Annotated in this window: 14 protein-coding genes and 1 tRNA gene; 6 read left to right on the top strand and 9 right to left on the bottom strand. The window is 75.0% G+C overall.

What is annotated here, in order from left to right; genetic code table 11:
- Positions 1-40: 40 nt before the first annotated feature.
- Complete coding sequence (locus tag GNZ18_RS14185; RefSeq protein ID WP_312874509.1) at positions 41-1972, bottom strand: Xaa-Pro dipeptidyl-peptidase; 1932 nt, start codon at positions 1970-1972, stop codon at positions 41-43.
- A 266-nt stretch (positions 1973-2238) separates the two neighbouring features.
- Between GNZ18_RS14185 and GNZ18_RS14180 the strand changes: the two genes are divergently transcribed.
- Entirely contained in the window at positions 2239-4221 is a 1983-nt protein-coding gene (locus tag GNZ18_RS14180; RefSeq protein ID WP_156216833.1) for an ABC transporter ATP-binding protein, read from the top strand.
- On the opposite strand, the gene GNZ18_RS14175 is transcribed toward GNZ18_RS14180, so the two are convergent.
- Positions 4197-5150 (bottom strand): sulfotransferase, encoded by a 954-nt coding sequence (locus tag GNZ18_RS14175; protein WP_156216832.1) that lies wholly within the window; start codon positions 5148-5150, stop codon positions 4197-4199. The genes GNZ18_RS14180 and GNZ18_RS14175 overlap by 25 nt on opposite strands.
- 192 nt (positions 5151-5342) lie before the next feature.
- Between GNZ18_RS14175 and GNZ18_RS42140 the strand changes: the two genes are divergently transcribed.
- Genes GNZ18_RS42140 through GNZ18_RS14160 form a run of 3 tightly spaced genes read left to right on the top strand, consistent with a single transcriptional unit; the run spans position 5343 to position 8662 of the window.
- Positions 5343-6644 (top strand): S66 peptidase family protein, encoded by a 1302-nt coding sequence (locus GNZ18_RS42140; RefSeq protein WP_156216831.1) that lies wholly within the window; start codon positions 5343-5345, stop codon positions 6642-6644.
- Positions 6641-7531: a DUF1444 domain-containing protein gene (locus GNZ18_RS14165; protein WP_156216830.1), complete on the top strand. Its 891-nt coding sequence runs from the start codon at positions 6641-6643 to the stop codon at positions 7529-7531. Before GNZ18_RS42140 ends, GNZ18_RS14165 begins: the two co-directional genes overlap by 4 nt.
- A gap of 6 nt (positions 7532-7537) precedes the next feature.
- Positions 7538-8662 (top strand): glycerate kinase, encoded by a 1125-nt coding sequence (locus GNZ18_RS14160; RefSeq protein WP_156216829.1) that lies wholly within the window; start codon positions 7538-7540, stop codon positions 8660-8662.
- Here the strand turns inward: GNZ18_RS14160 and yczE are convergent.
- Positions 8621-9262 (bottom strand): membrane protein YczE, encoded by a 642-nt coding sequence (gene yczE / locus GNZ18_RS14155; RefSeq protein WP_156216828.1) that lies wholly within the window; start codon positions 9260-9262, stop codon positions 8621-8623. The genes GNZ18_RS14160 and yczE overlap by 42 nt on opposite strands.
- 121 nt (positions 9263-9383) lie before the next feature.
- Here yczE and yczR point away from each other — a divergent pair, with 121 nt between their 5' ends.
- The gene (gene yczR / locus GNZ18_RS14150; RefSeq protein WP_173390765.1) at positions 9384-10856 is read left to right on the top strand and encodes a MocR-like transcription factor YczR; all 1473 of its coding nucleotides are present in this window, start codon (positions 9384-9386) and stop codon (positions 10854-10856) included.
- A 181-nt stretch (positions 10857-11037) separates the two neighbouring features.
- Here yczR and GNZ18_RS14145 read toward each other — a convergent pair whose 3' ends face one another.
- From GNZ18_RS14145 to GNZ18_RS14120, 6 genes are all read right to left on the bottom strand, one after another.
- Positions 11038-11472, bottom strand: coding sequence for a CBS domain-containing protein (locus tag GNZ18_RS14145; protein ID WP_156216827.1), 435 nt, complete (start codon positions 11470-11472; stop codon positions 11038-11040).
- Positions 11473-11662: 190 nt separating this feature from the next.
- The gene (locus tag GNZ18_RS14140; RefSeq protein WP_156216826.1) at positions 11663-13276 is read right to left on the bottom strand and encodes a phytoene desaturase family protein; all 1614 of its coding nucleotides are present in this window, start codon (positions 13274-13276) and stop codon (positions 11663-11665) included.
- Between the two features lie 32 nt (positions 13277-13308).
- Complete coding sequence (gene fdhD / locus GNZ18_RS14135) at positions 13309-14121, bottom strand: formate dehydrogenase accessory sulfurtransferase FdhD (RefSeq protein WP_156216825.1); 813 nt, start codon at positions 14119-14121, stop codon at positions 13309-13311.
- 80 nt (positions 14122-14201) lie between these two features.
- On the bottom strand, positions 14202-14828 hold the full coding sequence (locus GNZ18_RS14130; RefSeq protein ID WP_156216824.1) for a trimeric intracellular cation channel family protein: 627 nt from the start codon (positions 14826-14828) through the stop codon (positions 14202-14204).
- Between the two features lie 53 nt (positions 14829-14881).
- Positions 14882-15073 carry a DUF3099 domain-containing protein gene (locus tag GNZ18_RS14125; protein WP_156216823.1) on the bottom strand — a complete coding sequence of 64 codons (192 nt, stop codon included), beginning with the start codon at positions 15071-15073 and terminating at the stop codon, positions 14882-14884.
- Positions 15074-15125: 52 nt separating this feature from the next.
- Positions 15126-15221, bottom strand: a tRNA-Sec gene (locus GNZ18_RS14120).
- 99 nt (positions 15222-15320) lie between these two features.
- Between GNZ18_RS14120 and selD the strand changes: the two genes are divergently transcribed.
- The gene (selD, locus tag GNZ18_RS14115; RefSeq protein ID WP_308166200.1) at positions 15321-16313 is read left to right on the top strand and encodes a selenide, water dikinase SelD; all 993 of its coding nucleotides are present in this window, start codon (positions 15321-15323) and stop codon (positions 16311-16313) included.
- Positions 16314-16321: the final 8 nt, after the last annotated feature.

The raw sequence follows: 16321 nt of genomic DNA, 5'->3' as shown, positions 1-16321 counted from the left end.
GCGAACACGACGGCACCGGCCCGCAGGCGCTGGGACGGGTCTACTGGAGGGACTCGCGGCCTCCCCGCGCGAGCGGCAGCAGGACCTTGCTGGTGCCCGGGGTGAGCGTGACCTTGGTGCCCGCCGGGTAGCGCAGCGTGTAGTCGTAGTCGGTGGACAGGACGATCACGCCGAGGCGGTGGCCCGCCTTGACGACGTAGTCGGTCGGCTGGAAGTCCCAGCGGAAGTCGTAGGCCTTGCCGGGCGTGATCGGCTCGGTGCGGCTCGGGCTGTGCCGGTTCCGCGCGTCCAGCCAGCCCCGAGTGATGATCTTGTAGGGGGCGGTCTCGGTGTACAGCTTCTGCCGGGTGGTGCAGCCGTCGTCGCCCGCGACGCCCTGGCCGAAGCAGACGCGCTCACCGGTGTCGAGGCGGCCGCCGGTCGGCCGGGCGTCGGTGCCGTAGTCGACCAGCAGCGCCGTCAGGTACGGCGACCGCCCGTCCAGCGAGGCGCGGACCGACATCTCGGGGGTCCCGTTGACGCGCAGCGGCGCCGTGAGCGCCGGGGTCAGGTAGGCGAGCCGGTTCGGGTCGGCCTTGTCCTCGTTGACCAGCAGCTCCTCGGCGGTCCTGGTCCTGCCCGCGTCCACCAGCGACTGGTCGGCGCCCTGCCGGGGGCGCAGCGCGAGCGTGCCCGGCTGCCCCGCGTCGCCCGCGTTGAGGCTCAGCGGGACGGTGCGGGTGCCGGGGACGGGCCAGTCCTTGGCCGTCTCCCACTGCCCGGGGGCGCGCTCGACGTCGACGCGCGGCTCCTTGTCGATGCCGTTGCGGATGCCGTAGAGGTACCGGTCGAACCAGTGGTGCGTCTGGCGCAGCCACTCCTCCAGGCGCCAGCGGAACGGCGTCGCGTGGTTGGCCTGGTGCAGCCAGAGCTTGCGCGGCACCCCCGCCTGCTTCAGCGCGTTCCACCACTGGACGGAGTTCTTGACCTTGACGTTCCAGTCGTTCAGCCCGTGCACGACCATGACGGCCGCGCGGACCTTCTTGGCCTGCCCGACGTAGTCGCGCTCGGCCCAGACCTTGCCGTAGTCGCCGGTCTCGCGGTCCTGCTTCGCCTCGATGTCGTCGATGATCTTCGCGCAGACCTCGGGGTTCTGCCGGGTCAGCACCGCCTTGGCGAGGACGTCGAGGTCCTCGCCCTGGTAGCCGCCGGGCGCGAGCACGCCGCCGTTGGCGCGGTAGTAGTCGTACCAGCTGGAGATGCCCGCGATCGGCACGATCGCCTTCAGGCCCTCCACGCCGGTCGCCGCCGCCATGTTCGGCAGCGTCCCGTTGTAGGACTGGCCGATCATGCCGACGTTCCCGGTCGACCAGCCGGCCTTCACCGGCGTGCCGTCGGGCGCGAAGCCCCTGGCGCGGCCGTTCAGCCAGTCCACCGCCGCCTTGGCGCCCGCCTGCTCGCTGCGGTCGCCGGAGGTCGGGCAGCCGGTGGAGCCGCCCGTCCCGATGCTGTCGAGGTTCGCGATGGCGTAGCCGCGCGGCAGGAAGTAGTTGTCGTAGATGCCGGGGAAGATGCCGGCGAGGTCGCGCCGGCTCGGCGCCAGCGCCCTGCCCTGCGCGTCGCCGATGTCGACCGGGTGGTTGTCGACGTTGTGGGTGCCGGCCCAGTACGGGCTGGCCTCCAGGATCGTCGGGACCTTCAGCCCGGCGGTGTCGGTCTCCTTCGGCCGCATGATCCGCATCTGGACGCGGTCGCGGACGCCGTCCTCGTCGCTGTCGACGGTCGTCTCGATGTTGACGGTCTGGGTGACCGCGTCCGCGCGGGAGAAGACCGGCTGGGTCTCGCCGCCGCTCACCGTCAGGCGAGGGACGGTCTCGGGGGCGCGCGCCGGCCTCGTGGGCGCGGCGGCGCCCGCCGGGAGCGCGGTGGTGGCGAGCAGCGCGGCGGTGAGGGTGATCACGCCGGCGCCGCCTCGCGGGAAGCGTCGTCTCACTGGTGGGCTCCTGGGGGGATGTGAGCCTGAAAAGTTGTCGATCACATCTACTACCGGACCGGCGGGAAGTCCATAAGATCGCCCGTTATTGGACGTTGTGGACGCGCCCGGTCAGGGGATGGTTACGCCGTGAGCGGAGCCGGGAAGCGCCGTGGGGCACGGCGTGTTGTGCACAGCGGACACTGAGATGCTTACTTGATTACGTACTTGTTCCGCCCACGGGTCCACAGCGGGCGGGCAGCGACCCCTCGGAGGCGCATGTGGGGATGCCGGGAACGCCGGGCAACGGCTGGCAGGTGATGGCCTCGTTCCGCCGGGACGGCTCGGTCACCCAGCAGAAGCTCAAGCCCGGGACCGTCAGGCGGATCGCGGGCTACGCGCGCCCGTACGTCCGCGAGCTGGTGCTGTTCCTCGCGCTGAACACGGTCGCCGCGGTGATCGTCGTCGCCAACCCGCTGCTGCTCAAGTCGATCATCGACCGCGGCATCATCCCGGGCGACGACGACGTGGTGGTGTGGCTCGCCCTCGCGGTGGGCGGACTCGCGCTGCTGGAGGCGGTGCTCGGGCTGGCGCAGCGCTGGTACTCGGCGCGCATCGGCGAGGGCCTGATCTACGACCTGCGCACGCAGGTGTTCGGGCACGTCCAGCGCCAGCCCGTCGCGTTCTTCATGCGCGCCCAGACCGGCTCGCTGGTCAGCCGCCTCAACAACGACGTCATCGGCGCGCAGCGGGCCCTCACCACGACGCTGTCGTCGGTGGTGTCGAACGTGATCAGCCTGATCCTCGTCCTGGTGACGATGCTGATCCTGTCCTGGCAGGTGACGCTGATCGCGCTGCTGCTGCTCCCGGTCTTCGTGCTGCCCGCCAAGTGGGTCGGGCGGCGGCTGTCGCGGATCAGCCGCGAGCAGATGGTGCTGGACGCCGAGATGAGCTCGCTGATGACCGAGCGGTTCAACGTGGCGGGCGCGATGCTCGCCAAGCTGTACGGGCGCCCGGTCGAGGAGGAGGAGAACTTCTCCCAGCGGGCCGCGCGGGTCCGCGACATCGGGATCGTCGCGGCGATGTACGGCCGCGTGTTCTTCACCGCGCTGACACTGGTCGCCGCGCTCGCCACCGCGATGGTCTACGGCGTCGGCGGCGTGCTCGTCGTGGACGGCGGCTTCGAACTCGGCACGCTGGTCGCCCTCGCCACGCTGCTGACCCGCATGTACGGCCCGCTGACCGCGCTGTCCAACGTCCACGTGGACGTGATGACCGCCCTCGTCAGCTTCGACCGGGTGTTCGAGGTGCTCGACCTCAAGCCGCTGATCCGCGACCGCGAGGACGCTCGCGCGCTGGAGGCGTCCCGAGGGCCCGCGACGACCGGGAAGGCGGCCGCCCCGGCCGCCCCGGCGATCGAGTTCGACCACGTCCGGTTCGCCTACCCCTCGGCCGAGGAGGTGTCGCTGGCCTCGCTGGAGTCGATCGCGCGGACCGACACCGCGCCCGCCCGCGAGGTCCTGCACGACGTGCACTTCACGGCCACCCCCGGGCAGCTCGTCGCGCTGGTCGGCCCGTCGGGCGCGGGCAAGTCGACGATCACGCACCTGGTCTCGCGGCTGTACGACGTCTCGGACGGCGCCGTCCGGATCGGCGGCGCCGACGTCCGCGACGTCACGCTCGACTCGCTGCGCGCGGAGATCGGCGTGGTCAGCCAGGACGCGCACCTGTTCCACGACACGATCCGCGAGAACATGCGCTACGCCCGGCCGGAGGCCACCGACGAGGAGATCCTCGCCGCGCTCGGGTCGGCGCAGATCGGCGGCCTCGTCACCGCGATGCCCGAGGGCCTGGACACGGTCGTCGGCGACCGCGGCTACCGCCTGTCGGGCGGGGAGAAGCAGCGGCTGGCGATCGCGCGGCTGCTGCTGAAGGCGCCGTCGGTGGTCGTGCTGGACGAGGCGACCGCGCACCTGGACTCCGAGTCCGAGGCGGCCGTCCAGCGGGCGCTGAAGACGGCCCTCGCCGGGCGCACGTCGCTGGTGATCGCGCACCGGCTGTCCACGATCCGCGAGGCCGACCAGATCCTCGTGATCGACGACGGGCGGGTCGCCGAGCGCGGGCGGCACGAGGAGCTGCTGCTGCGCGGCGGCCTGTACGCCGAGCTTTACCGCACGCAGTTCGCCCGCCAGCGCGACGGCGAGGGCCTGGACGCCCCCTCCGGCGACGGCGAGGCGAGCGGCACTCAGACGTCGGCGGTGAGCCGGTAGCCGAGCCTGCGCAGCTCCGTCCCGGCGACCTTCTCGACCTGGGCGAGCTGCCGGGGCGACAGCCGCTCCCGCCACGACCCGACGCCGTGCTCGTCCACGCCGCGCGCCTCCCTCGCCCCGGCCCGCACGAGGCCGGTCAGGACCGTCCTGGAGATCGCCGTGTCCAGGTACTCCGACAGGTCGGCGGCGACGCGGCGCGGCCGGGCGACCAGCTCCTCGTACCGGACGGTGTGCAGCTGCTCCTCGGGGACCTGCTGCCGCAGCCGCGCGCTGAGCCGCACCGAGCCGCGCCAGCGCAGCGCGCACTTGACGGCCGGCGCCGCGCTCGGCCAGCGGCGGCGCTCGGTGTGGTCCTCCACGCCGAGGAACGGGTTGGGGAACACCGCGTCGAGGTTGGCCAGGCCCGGCTTGAACCAGGCGAGGCAGCGCTCGTCGCCGAGCATGTCGGCGACCGCGTCCCGGCCGTCCCGGATCACCTGCACGAGCTGGGCGTCGGGGAAGGCGTCCAGCAGCACGTCGGCGCTGTAGATCAGGTCGGGGGAGGCGTCGGCGAACCGCGCGATGCCGGCCGCGGCCACGCACGGCTCGGAAGCCTCCCCGTCGGGGACGCGCGGCGGCAGCCCCGCCAGCTCACGGCACTCGGCCGAGCACTCCGCGCAGGCCCGCGCGGACACCTGCCACGCCTCGGCGTAGGCGTCGCGGAGCACCCGCGCCGCTCCCTGGCCACGCTCCGTCGCGATCGCCGGCCGCCGCGCGAAGGCGTAGGTGACCCGCAGGACCCCGGGGCGGCCCGTGGTCAGGTGGAACCCGGCGGACCGTTTCACCGCACGGGCCAGCAGGTCCGCACCGCAATGGGGTGCGCCCAGGACGAAGACCGGGCGGCGGACCTTGGTGCCGTTGATCACAAGGATGTGCGGCGTCGACCTCATACCCGAACAAGTTTGGCATCTTTCGGCGGCGGTCGGACCGTGACGCTCCGTGCGACCTGTCCGAATCCCGGGTCGCGGAAGGCCCCCGGAACGCGAGATGATCTGTTGGCGGGTCGTGACCGGCCGCCCCTTCCGCTGGCGTCCGGATCCTGACAAGCTCTATCCGTCGCGGTGCGAGGAGGGATCGGGTTGATGAGCGGGGGCGCCCGCGCTGAGGCGGCCGACGGGTCGTCCGGCGAGCCCGCCGCCGGGTTGCCCGGCGGCCGGTCGAGCGCGTCCGACCTCCGCCGGTACAGGGGGTTGCGGCCCGGTGACCGGATCGCGGTCGTCGCGCCGAGCGGTCCCGCGGACCCGGCGCGGCTGGAGGCGGGCTGCGCCGTCCTGCGCGACCTCGGCCTTGACGTCGTGGTCGGCAAGCACGCCCTCGACCGAGTCAACCTCGGCGCGCCCGGCCCCCTCCGCGACGACTGGCACCGGCTCGCGGGCGGCGACGCCGACCGCGCCGCCGACCTGGAGGCCGCCTGGTGCGACCCGCGCGTCCGCGCGGTGGTCTGCGCGCGCGGCGGATACGGCGCCACCCGCGTCCTCGACCACCTCGACTGGGACGCGCTGGCGGCCGCCGCGCGCGAGGCCGAGCGCGCCGGGACGGGGCCCAAGATCCTGCACGGCTCCAGCGACATCACCGCGCTGCACGTCGCGTTCGGCGCGCGCCTCGGCGTCACGACCTCCTTCGGCCCCATGCCCGCCGGCCGCGTCGCCGACCTCGCCGCCGCGTCCCACCTGGCCGACGCCCCCCCACCCGCCGACGCGAACCGAACCGATCCCGCGGCCCCGACCAGGGACGCGAGCCATCCGAGGGACGCGGACCGATCGAGGGACGCGGGCCAGCCCAGGGAGGCGGGCCAGTCCAGGGACGCGGGCCGCACCGACCACCCGGCTCAGGCCGGGGACGCGGGTCGGGCCGGTAGCGCGGGCGGGGCCGAGGGCGCGGAGCGCGCCCCGGGGGCGGACGCCGCCGATGTCGAGACGTTCGAGGGGCTGCGCGCCGCGCTGTTCCGCGAGGACCAGAGCCCGCTGACCGGCACCCACGCGCTGTGCGAGGGGTTCGCCGAGGGGCCGCTGACAGGAGGCACGCTCACGCTGCTCACCGCGCTGCTCGGCACGCCCTACGCCCCGCCCCCGGCGGCGGGGCGCGTCGTCCTGCTGGAGGACGTCTCCGAAGCGCCCTACCGGATCGACCGGATGCTCGTCCAACTGCTCCAGGCGGGCTGGTTCGACGGCGCGGCGGGGGTGGTCCTCGGCTCGTGGGAACGGTCCGGCGACCCCGCCGAGCTGGACGCCGTGTTCGCCGCCAGGCTCGGCCCGCTCGGCGTGCCGGTGCTCGCCGGGGCGCCGGTCGGGCACGGCCCGCGCCAGCGCACGCTGGAGCTCGGCGCCCCCGTCCGGCTGGACGCCGGCGCGTTGACCCTGCGAGCGCCCGGAGGTGCGCGATGAGCGGCCGGCACGCCCGCCCGGACCCCTGGGACGACGGGACCCTCGAATCGCTGGTGGTGCTGGTCGGCGAGAGCCTCGGCTACGCCTGCCGCCGCGCGCCCGGCGACGTCATGCTGCTCCAGGGCGCCTACCAGCTCCCGGTCCGCATGCGCGACCTGCGGCAGCTCGCGCGGCTGGTGCCCCGCGACGACTGGCCCGCGCTGGTGTCCGACCAGGTCACCACCATCGTCACCGCGATGGAGGAGCCGCTCGACCTGTCCGACTTCGACCTCGCCCAGCACCTGCTGCGCACCCGCATCTACCCGGCCGAGGACGACAACGGCCAGCTCGCCTCCCGCCCGTTCGCGCCCGGCCTGATCGAGGCCGTGGTCGTCGACACCCCGACCAGCGTGCGGACGCTGTCCGCGCACGAGATGCACGGCTGGCCGGTCTCCGGCGACGCGCTGTTCATGCTCGGCCGCGACAACGTGCGCGGCGACGGGCCGCTCCAGCACGACGAGCAGGACCTCGGCGGCATCCGCGTGTCGGTCCTGCACGGCTGGACGTTCTACACCGCGACCCACCTGGCGTGGCTGGAGGAGTACCTGCCGATCGGGCCGTCGGGCGCGCTGGTCATCGCCCCGAACCGGGGCCTGATCGTGGCGCACCCGCTGCGGATCGCCGAGCCCTCGCCCCGGGCCCGCTACCGCGCCGCCGCGGCCGCCGCGCGCGAGCTCCAGGCGCAGGCCCACCGCGCCTACGAGGAGGGACCCGGCTCGATCAGCCCGAACCTGTACTGGTGGCGGGCGGGCGCGCTGCGGCCGCTGGAGACCCGGTACGAGGGCGGCGCGCTGGTGCTGCCCGAGGAGCTGACCTCCGTCCTCGCCGCCCACACCGCCGAACGCTGACCGCCGATGCGGGTGGTCGTCGCGCCTGACTCCTTCAAGGGCAGCCTGACCGCCCGGGACGCCTGCGCCGCGATCGCGGCGGGCGTCCGCCGGGCCGCGCCCGCCGCGCGGGTCCGCGCGGTGCCGATGGCCGACGGCGGTGAGGGCACGCTCGACTGCTTCCTCGGCGCGCGCGGCGGCAGGCGGGTCGAGGTCGCGGCGACCGACCCGCTCGGCCGTCCGGTCACGGCCCGCTACGGGCTGTCGGGCGAAGGGACGTCGGCGGTCGTGGAACTGGCCGCCGCGTCCGGGCTGCCGCTGGTCGAGGACGTCCCGCCCGACCCGCTGGGCGCCGCGACCACCGGCACCGGCGCGCTGGTCGCCGACGCGGTCCGGCGCGGCGCCCGCGAGGTGCTCGTGTGCGTCGGCGGCAGCGCCAGCACCGACGGCGGCGCCGGGCTGCTGAGCGCGCTCGGCTTCCGCTTCCTGGACGCCTCGGGCGCCGAGCTCCCGCCGGGCGGCGCGGCGCTGGCCCGGCTGGCCGCGATCGACGACGCGGACGTGCCCGCCGAGGTCCGCGCCACCCGCTTCCGCGTGGCCTGCGACGTCACGAACCCGCTGACCGGGCCGTCCGGCGCCGCCGCCGTGTTCGGCCCGCAGAAGGGCGCGGCGCCCGCGCAGGTCCGCGAGCTGGACGCGGCGCTCACCCGGTTCGCCGACGTCCTCGCGGACCGCTACGGCGTCCGCGTCCACGACCTGCCCGGCGCGGGCGCTGCCGGCGGCGCCTGCGGCGGCCTGGCGGGGGCCCTGGGCGCCGAGCCCGCACCCGGCGCGGCGCTGGTCGCCGCGGCCGTCGGGCTGCCCGCCGCGCTCGCCGGCGCCGATCTGGTGATCACCGGTGAGGGGCGGGTGGACGGGCAGTCCGCGTCCGGCAAGGTCGTCTCCGCCGTCGCCGCGCTCGCCCGGGAGCGCGGCGTGCGGGCCGTCGCGCTGGCCGGGGGAGTCGCGGGCCCGCTCGATGGGCTGCACGCCCTCGGCCTCACCGCCGCCTTCAGCCTCGCCGACGGCCCCCGCGCGCTGGACGAGCTGAGGTCGGAGGCCGCGCCGCTGCTATCCGCCCTGGCGGACCAGGTGGTCCGCCTCGTCCTCTAGCCCGCTCGGTTCCGGCTCGGGCCCGGTGACGGTCAGCGCCGGCAGGAAGACGTGGGCGAGCGGGCCGATCGTGACCGCGTACAGGACCGTTCCGAGGCCGACCGTGCCGCCCAGCAGCCATCCCGCCGCCAGCACGCTCACCTCGATGCCGGTGCGGACCACGCGGATGGAGTGGCCCCGCGCCGCGATGCCGGTCATCAGGCCGTCGCGCGGGCCGGGCCCGAGGCCCGCGCCGATGTAGCAGCCGGTGGCGAACCCGCCCGCGAGGACGGCGGCCACCAGGTACGTCCAGCGCGCGGCGAGCGCACTCGGATCGGGCAGCAGCCACAGGAACAGGTCGGCGAAGACGCCGACGAGGACGGCGTTGCTGACCGTGCCGAGGCCGGGGCGCTGCCGGAGCGGGATCCAGGCGAGCATCACCAGCGCCCCCGCGATGACGATCCACGCGCCCATCGAGAGCCCGACGCGCCGGGACAGGCCCTGATGCAGGACGTCCCACGGGGCGTTGCCGAGGTCGGACCTCACCTGGAGGGCGATCCCGAGCCCGTACAAGGCCAATCCAGCGTAGAGCTGGACCAACCTGCGTGCCATCAAGGCCATTATCGCGCTCCAGAGTCATGTTTGGCTGAGGTTTGACCATCATCGCCCACAGTGGCCTGGAAGTTCCAGGGCCATTATGCGAATGTGGTTCGTATGAGGTGGTTCGTATGAGGTGGTTCGTATGAGCACGCGTTACGTGAGCGGACCGCACCTGGCCCGGCTCCTCGGCGACGTCCCGCGCGAGCGGCCCGTCTACGCGGCGCTCGCGGGCGCGGTCCGCGGCCTGATCCAGGACGGGCGGCTCGCGCCCCGCACGCGCCTGCCCGCCGAACGCGACCTGGCCGCCGCGCTCGGCGTCAGCCGCACCACCGTCACCGCCGCCTACGACCGGCTCCGCGACGAGGGCCACGTCGCGAGCCGGCAGGGTGCGGGGAGCTGGACGGCGCTGCCCCCGGTCCGGTGGTCGGCGCGTCCGACCGGGGAGGCGGTGCCCGCCGCGGGCAAGCGGTTCGGCCGGGCCTACCCCGTCCCGGAGACCGCCGGGTTCATCGACCTCGGCTGCGCCACCCCCGGGGCTCCGGCGATCTTCGAGGAGGCCGTCGCCGCCGCCGTCGCCGAGCTGCCCCGCCACAGCGCGGGCCCCGGCTACGAGCCCGCCGGGCTCGCGAGCCTGCGCGAGGTCGTCGCCGCCGGGTACGCGGCGCGCGGCGTCCCCACCCGTCCCGACCAGATCGTTGTCACCACGGGCGCGCAGCACGCGTTCACGCTGCTCACGCACTCGCTGGCGGAGCCGGGCGACGCGGTGATGGTGGAGCGGCCGACCTACCCGCACGCGCTCGGCGCGCTGCGCGGGCGCGGCGTCCGGCTCGTCCCGGTCGGGGTGAACGAGGGCTGGGACATGGAGCTGGTCGCGGGCGGCATGCGGCAGGCCGCCGTCCGGATGGCCTACATGATCCCCGACTTCCAGAACCCGACCGGGCGCCTGATGCCGGCCGCCGAGCGGGAGGCGCTGGTCGGCGCCGCGCGCCGCGCCGACGCTTTCCTGGTGGCCGACGAGACCTTCGCCGACCTCGCGCTCGACCCGGACGCGCCGCGTGAGCCGCCGCTCGCCGCGTTCGACACCGGCGGCCGGGTGATCAGCGTCGGATCGGCGTCCAAGCTGCTGTGGGGCGGGCTGCGCATCGGCTGGATCCGCACGACCGCGCCGCTGGCGCGCCGCCTGACGCTCGCCCGCGAGCCGTTCGACATGGCGAGCCCCGTGCTCGACCAGTTGATCGTCCAAGAGCTGCTGCTGCGGCTGGAGGAGGTCCGCGCCGACCGCGCCGCGACCCTGCTGCCCAGCCGCGACGCCCTCGCGGAGGCGCTCCGCGCGACGCTGCCGGGCTGGGAGTTCCGGCTGCCGGACGGCGGCATGTGCCTGTGGGCGCGGCTCGGCGCCCCGGTCGCGACGCGGCTCGCCGAGGCGGCCGAGCGGGCGGGCGTGCGGGTGGCGCCCGGCCCGGTGTTCGGCGTGGACGGCGTGCTGGAGGACTACGTCCGGCTGCCGTACGTGCTGCCGCCGGGCACGCTGCGCCTCGCGGTCGAGCGGCTCGCGCACGCCTTCCAGGAGGTGCGGGAGGCCCCCGCCGCCCGCCCCGTCACCGCCTACGTCTGAGCCGCTCAAGGGGCACGGAAGGTCTCAACGACCTCAGCCACCGCGCGGGCGCGTTAGCTGAGCGGTGGGGCCGACGCCGGAGGCGAGGCCCCACCGCGAAGATCGCGAAGCGATTCCGCGCCCGCAAAGGCACGGTCACCGCCCGAGCCGCCAGGCGAGGGTGGTGGGCCGGGACTTCAAACTAAGGAGCGCGCTGGATGTAGTCGACCAGGTGCTCGCGCTCGCTCTGCAACTCGTCGATCGCGCTCTTGACGACGTCGCCGATGCTGACGATCCCGGCGAGCCGCCCGTCCACCACGACGGGCACGTGCCGGAACCGGTGCTCGGTCATCGTGCGGCGCAGGTCCTCGACCTTGTCGCCGGGGTCGCAGCTGCGGACCTCCGAGGTCATGATCTCGGTGACCGGGTGGTCGAGCAGCGCCGCGCCGCGGTCGTGCAGCCGCCGCACCACGTCGCGCTCGGAGACGATGCCGGTGATGGTCGTGCCGTCGGGCGAGACGACCGCCGCCCCGATGTTGTGCTCGGCCAGGACGGCGAGCAACTGCCGAACGGTGGCCTCGGGCCGCACCGTGGCCACCGTGTCTCCCTTCCGCCGCAGGATGTCGCGAATCCGCATGCCTCACGCTCCGCTGCCGGTCCGGACCCGTGGCGCGACGGCCGCCGGGGGCCGGTCGCCGGGCTTCCTCCTGCCAAGGTCGCATGTTCCGGCCGTGGGGAAAACCCCGCGGCGGTAAACCCTTCCGGCCTGTTGACCCGGACTAAACTCCTATATGGGGAGCTACTGGGGCATTTATCCAAACATCGGATCACGTGAGGAGTCGGCGGAGCCCCTCCAGACCGGGGGTGAGCAGGAGGCGCCCGGCGGGCCGGTCGTGGGCGAGGGCCGCGCGCGCCGCGTTGGCGCCGCACGCGCCGTGCACGCCGCCGCCCGGGTGCGCCGCCGCCGACGCCAGGAACAGGCCCGCGACCGGCGTCTCGGCGCGTCCGAGGCCGGGGACGGGGCGCAGGACGAACTGCTGGTGCGCCAGCCCCGTGCCCCCGTTGAGCGCGCCGTTCGGCAGGTTGGCGTCGTGCTCGGAGAACATCGGCGGCGCGATGATCCGCCGCGCGGTGACGCGGTCGCGGAATCCGGGCGCGAGGCGTTCGACCACCGACTCCAGCCGGTCGGCCATCGCCACCCGCTCCCGCTCGTCCCAGGCGCCGGTGATCCCGTCGGGGCCGGCGTCGCCGCCGACCTCGTGCGGGACGTGGGTGTAGGCCCACACCGACTCCGTCCCGGCGGGGGAGCGGGCGGGGTCGGCGGTCGTCATCTGGCCGAGCAGCGCGAACGGCTCGGACGGCACGTGCCCGCTCGCGAGCTGCGCGCTGTAGCCGGTCAGCGCGTCCATGCCGGGGGACAGGTGCACGGTGCCCGCGCGTGCGGTGCCGTCCGACGCCCAGGGGATCGGGCCGGACAGCGCCCAGTCGACCTTGAACGTCGCGTTGTCCCAGTGGAAGCGCCGCATGTCCTCGCGCAGCGGGGCGGGCAGGTCGGACCAGCCGACGAGCCCGCCGTAGAGCGCGGGCGCCGACACGTCCGCCAGCACCGCCCGCCTGGCCCGCACCGCCTCGCCGGAGGCCGTCCGGACACCGAGGGCGCGCCCGTTCCGCACGACGACCGAGGTGACCGGGGTGTCGCAGCGGAGCCGCCCGCCGCGCGACTCCAGCCGCCGGACGAGCGCGGCGGTCAGCTCGCCCGCGCCGCCCTCCGGCACCGGCCAGCCGTACCGCTGCCCGAGCATCGCCAGCAGCCACCCGTAGGCCGCGCCGCCCGTCGTCTCGGGGAAGGCGTCGGTGTGCAGCGCCGACCCGGCGAGCAGCAGCGGCCCGCCCGGACCGGCGAACTCCTGCTCGCCGAGCGTGCGCACCGGCGCCAGCAGCGTCCGCAGGACGCGCAGCCCGCCCGCCCGCCGCGCGGCGGCGGCCAGCGGCAGCGCCGCGCGGACCGGCGGGAACGGGCCGAACAGCGCCGCCAGCAGCTCCTCGCCGACCTTCTCCCACATCTCGTACAGGCGCAGCCACGCCGCGCCGTCGCCCGCGCCGAGCGCGTCCAGGCCCGCGGCGGTGGCCTGGGGGTCGCGCTCCAGGACGGCTGAGCGCCCGTCCGGCAGCGGGTGCGCGAGCACGGCCGGGGCGTGCCGCCACCGCAGGCCGTGCTCCTGGAGGCGCAGCGCCCGCATCACCGGGGACGCGACGCCGAGCGGGTAGAAGGCGCTGCACAGGTCGCTGACGTAGTCGGGGTGGACGCCCCGGTCGCTGCGCACCGCCCCGCCGGGGTCGGGTTGCGCCTCCAGCACCTCCACGTCCCAGCCCGCGTCGGCCAGGAGGTTCGCCGCGACCAGCCCGTTGGGCCCGGATCCGATCACCACCGCGTCCGCCATGCCGATCACCCTAGGCGGTCGGGTGGCCGCGTTCAGCGGATGATGCGCTCGGCGCCCGAATAGACGTTCATCGTGTCGCCGCGCAGGAACCCGACGAGCGTCATGCCCGTGTCGGACGCCAGGTCCACCGCCAGCGACGACGGCGCCGACACGGCCGCCAGCACCGGGATCCCCGCCTGCGCCGCCTTCTGGGTCAGCTCGAAGGAGGCCCGGCCGCTGACCATCAGCACGTGCCCGGTGAGCGGCAGCAGCCCCGCGCGCAGCGCCCACCCGACGACCTTGTCGACCGCGTTGTGCCGCCCGACGTCCTCCCGGACCGCCAGCAGCGTCCCGGCGGCGTCGAACAGGCCCGCCGCGTGCAGGCCGCCCGTCCGGTCGAACACGCGCTGCGCCTCGCGCAGCCGCTCCGGCAGCGCCGCCAGCACCCCCGGGGTCAGCCGCAGCGGGTCGTCCGCCACCTCGTAGGGGCGGTCGGCGCGCAGCGCCTCGATGCTGGACTTCCCGCAGACCCCGCACGCGCTGGTCGTGGCGAACGCGCGCGTCATCGAGTCGTCGGGCGCGGGCACGTCCGGCGCCAGCGTCACGTCGAGGGTGTTCTGCTCCTCGGTGTCGGCGCAGTAGCGCATCGCGGTCAGGTCCGCCGCGTCCGCGATGACGCCCTCGGCCGCCAGGAACCCCGCGACGAGGTCGAAGTCGTGCCCGGGGGTCCGCATCGTGATCGTGAGCGGTTTGCCCGCCACACGGATCTCCAGAGGCTCCTCGACCGCGAGTGTGTCGGGCCGCCGCGCGCCCGTTCCTGTGGTGCTCAGCCTCAGCACGGGCCTGCGCACGGTGATCCGCCCCATGACCGTGACGTTACCCCCGGAACAGGAGAGTAACGAACAAGTCCCCTGGCCGGACGCGGAGGAGAGGCGGCCGCGGAGGGTCAGTCGGGGACGCCCCGGGGACGCGGCGTCCGCCACCCGTACCGAATCGCCAGCAGCCGCAGCCCGGTCGCCAGCACCGCCGCGCCCGCCGTGACGGCCCCGCCGTGCAGGTCCGCCGTGTACGCGACGGCCATCACCGCCGCCCCCAGCATCGCCGGGAGCGCGTAGAGCTGCCGGTCGTAGAGCACCGAGGGGATCTGCCCGCCCAGCATGTCCCGCAGGACGCCGCCGCCGACCGCCGTGACCACGCCGAGCAGCACCGAGTGCAGCGGCGACAGCCCGTGCTCCAGCGCCTTCAGCGTCCCGGTGGCGCAGAACAGCCCGAGCCCCGCCGCGTCGAACAGCAGTACCGCCGGAAGCAGCCGGGTGACCTGCGGATGCCAGAAGAACACCAGCGCGGACGCGGCGAGCGGCACCAGCACGTACCCGAGGCTCGTGAACGCGGCGGGCGGCACCGCCCCGATCAGCAGGTCCCGCAGGATCCCGCCGCCGAGCGCGGTGATCTCCGCGAGCACCACCATGCCGACGACGTCCAGCCGCTGCCGCACGGCCGCGAGGCCCCCGGACACGGCGAACACGAAGATCCCCGCCAGGTCCAGGACCTCCGGTACCCCCGGACCCGCCATCAGGACCCTCTCCGTGCCGTGCCGCTTCCGTGCCGTCGCCGTGCCGGTGCCCCTCAGTCCCGCCGGTCGGTGCGGTCGATGTTCCAGTTGGCCACCACCGCCGCGAACGGCGGGATCACCATCGCCACGACCGACATCGCGACCGCCGCCCCGGGCGAGAACCGCCGGACGACCGCCCAGGCGAGGACGAACAGCGTGAGGCACACCGCCATCATGATCCCGTAGGCGATCCTGCGCCGTCTCATCCCCTCACGCTACGCCCGCGTGATGATCACCACGTATGATGATCCCGGCTGGTGGCGGAGGCGTACGGGAATCGAACCCGCCGTCCCGGGGTCCCCGGGACCATCGATTTTGAAGATCGTGAAGGCCACCAGGCGCTCTCCCGCCTCCGCGGGTGATCCTAGCCGCCATCAGGACCGGTCCCGGGGTGACGGCGCACGCACCGTCCGTTTCTTGATCATTTGAGATGATTGTGCGTTAAATTTCCGGGTGACCCGCATCGTCCCGCCCGCCCGCCTCACCCAGTACGCCCACGGCGGCGGTGGCGCCAGTACCATCCCCCCGGGCGAGCTGGAGCGCGTGGTGGCCGGGCTCACCGGCGGCGGGCCCGCGGCCGACCTGCTGGACGGCACGGGGGCCGACGACGCGGCCGTGCTCCGCGCCGGCGGGCGCGTGCTCGTGTCGTCCGCCTGCTTCTTCCCGCCCGTGCTCGACGACGCCTACGACTGGGGACGCGTCGCCGCCGCGAGCGCGCTCTCGGGCGTCTACGCGGTCGGCGGGGTCCCGCTGATGGCGCTGAACCTGCTCGGCTGGCCGCGCGACGCGCTCCCGATGGAGCTGGCCCGCGAGGCCGTGCGCGGCGGGCGCGACGTCGCGGAGCGCGCGGGCTGCCCGGTCGCGCCCGGACACGGCATCGACGACCCCGAACCCAAGTACGGCCTGGCCGTGACCGGCACCGCCGACCCGGACCGCCCGCTGCGGCTCGACACGGGCCGCGCCGGGGTCCCGCTGTCGCTCACCAAGCCGCTCGGGCTCGGCGTGCTCGCCGCCCGGCACAAGGCGACCGGCGAGGTGTTCGCGCACGCGGTCGAGACGATGACCGAGCTGAACGCCGACGCGGCGCTGGCGGCGCTGGAGCGCGGCGTCCGCTGCGCCACCGGCGTCGCGGGGCACGGGCTGCTCGGCCACCTCTACAAGCTCGCGCGGGCCAGCGGTGTCACCGCGGTCGTCGACGCGAAGGCGGTGCGGTACCTGGACGGTGCGCGCGAAGCCGTCCGGGACGGGTTCGTGCCCGGCGGCACCCGCCGCAACCTGGCCTGGGTGACCCCGCACACCGACTTCGGCCGGATCGGCGAGGAGGAGCGGCTGCTGCTCGCCGACGCGCAGACCTCCGGCGGGCTGCTGGTCGCGGGCGAGGTGCCCGGCGCGCCGGTGATCGGGGAGCTGGTCGCGCAGGGCCGCCGCGCGCTCCGCGTCCGCTGACCCGCACG

Source organism: Actinomadura litoris (assembly GCF_009733595.1).
Classification (GTDB): Bacteria; Actinomycetota; Actinomycetes; order Streptosporangiales; family Streptosporangiaceae; genus Spirillospora; species Spirillospora litoris.
Note: the sequence above shows the minus strand (reverse complement) of the source record. Positions and strands in the feature narration are given on the sequence as shown.

Excerpts from the sequence above, each read along its gene's own strand:
- GNZ18_RS14180 (WP_156216833.1), top strand. The coding sequence starts at position 2,239 with ATGCCGGGAACGCCGGGCAACGGCTGGCAGGTGATGGCCTCGTTCCGC.
- GNZ18_RS14175 (WP_156216832.1), bottom strand. The coding sequence starts at position 5,150 with ATGAGGTCGACGCCGCACATCCTTGTGATCAACGGCACCAAGGTCCGC.
- GNZ18_RS42140 (WP_156216831.1), top strand. The coding sequence starts at position 5,343 with ATGAGCGGGGGCGCCCGCGCTGAGGCGGCCGACGGGTCGTCCGGCGAG.
- GNZ18_RS14165 (WP_156216830.1), top strand. The coding sequence starts at position 6,641 with ATGAGCGGCCGGCACGCCCGCCCGGACCCCTGGGACGACGGGACCCTC.
- GNZ18_RS14160 (WP_156216829.1), top strand. The coding sequence starts at position 7,538 with ATGCGGGTGGTCGTCGCGCCTGACTCCTTCAAGGGCAGCCTGACCGCC.
- yczE (WP_156216828.1), bottom strand. The coding sequence starts at position 9,262 with ATGGCCTTGATGGCACGCAGGTTGGTCCAGCTCTACGCTGGATTGGCC.
- yczR (WP_173390765.1), top strand. The coding sequence starts at position 9,384 with ATGAGCACGCGTTACGTGAGCGGACCGCACCTGGCCCGGCTCCTCGGC.
- GNZ18_RS14145 (WP_156216827.1), bottom strand. The coding sequence starts at position 11,472 with ATGCGGATTCGCGACATCCTGCGGCGGAAGGGAGACACGGTGGCCACG.
- GNZ18_RS14140 (WP_156216826.1), bottom strand. The coding sequence starts at position 13,276 with ATGGCGGACGCGGTGGTGATCGGATCCGGGCCCAACGGGCTGGTCGCG.
- fdhD (WP_156216825.1), bottom strand. The coding sequence starts at position 14,121 with ATGGGGCGGATCACCGTGCGCAGGCCCGTGCTGAGGCTGAGCACCACA.
- GNZ18_RS14130 (WP_156216824.1), bottom strand. The coding sequence starts at position 14,828 with ATGGCGGGTCCGGGGGTACCGGAGGTCCTGGACCTGGCGGGGATCTTC.
- GNZ18_RS14125 (WP_156216823.1), bottom strand. The coding sequence starts at position 15,073 with ATGAGACGGCGCAGGATCGCCTACGGGATCATGATGGCGGTGTGCCTC.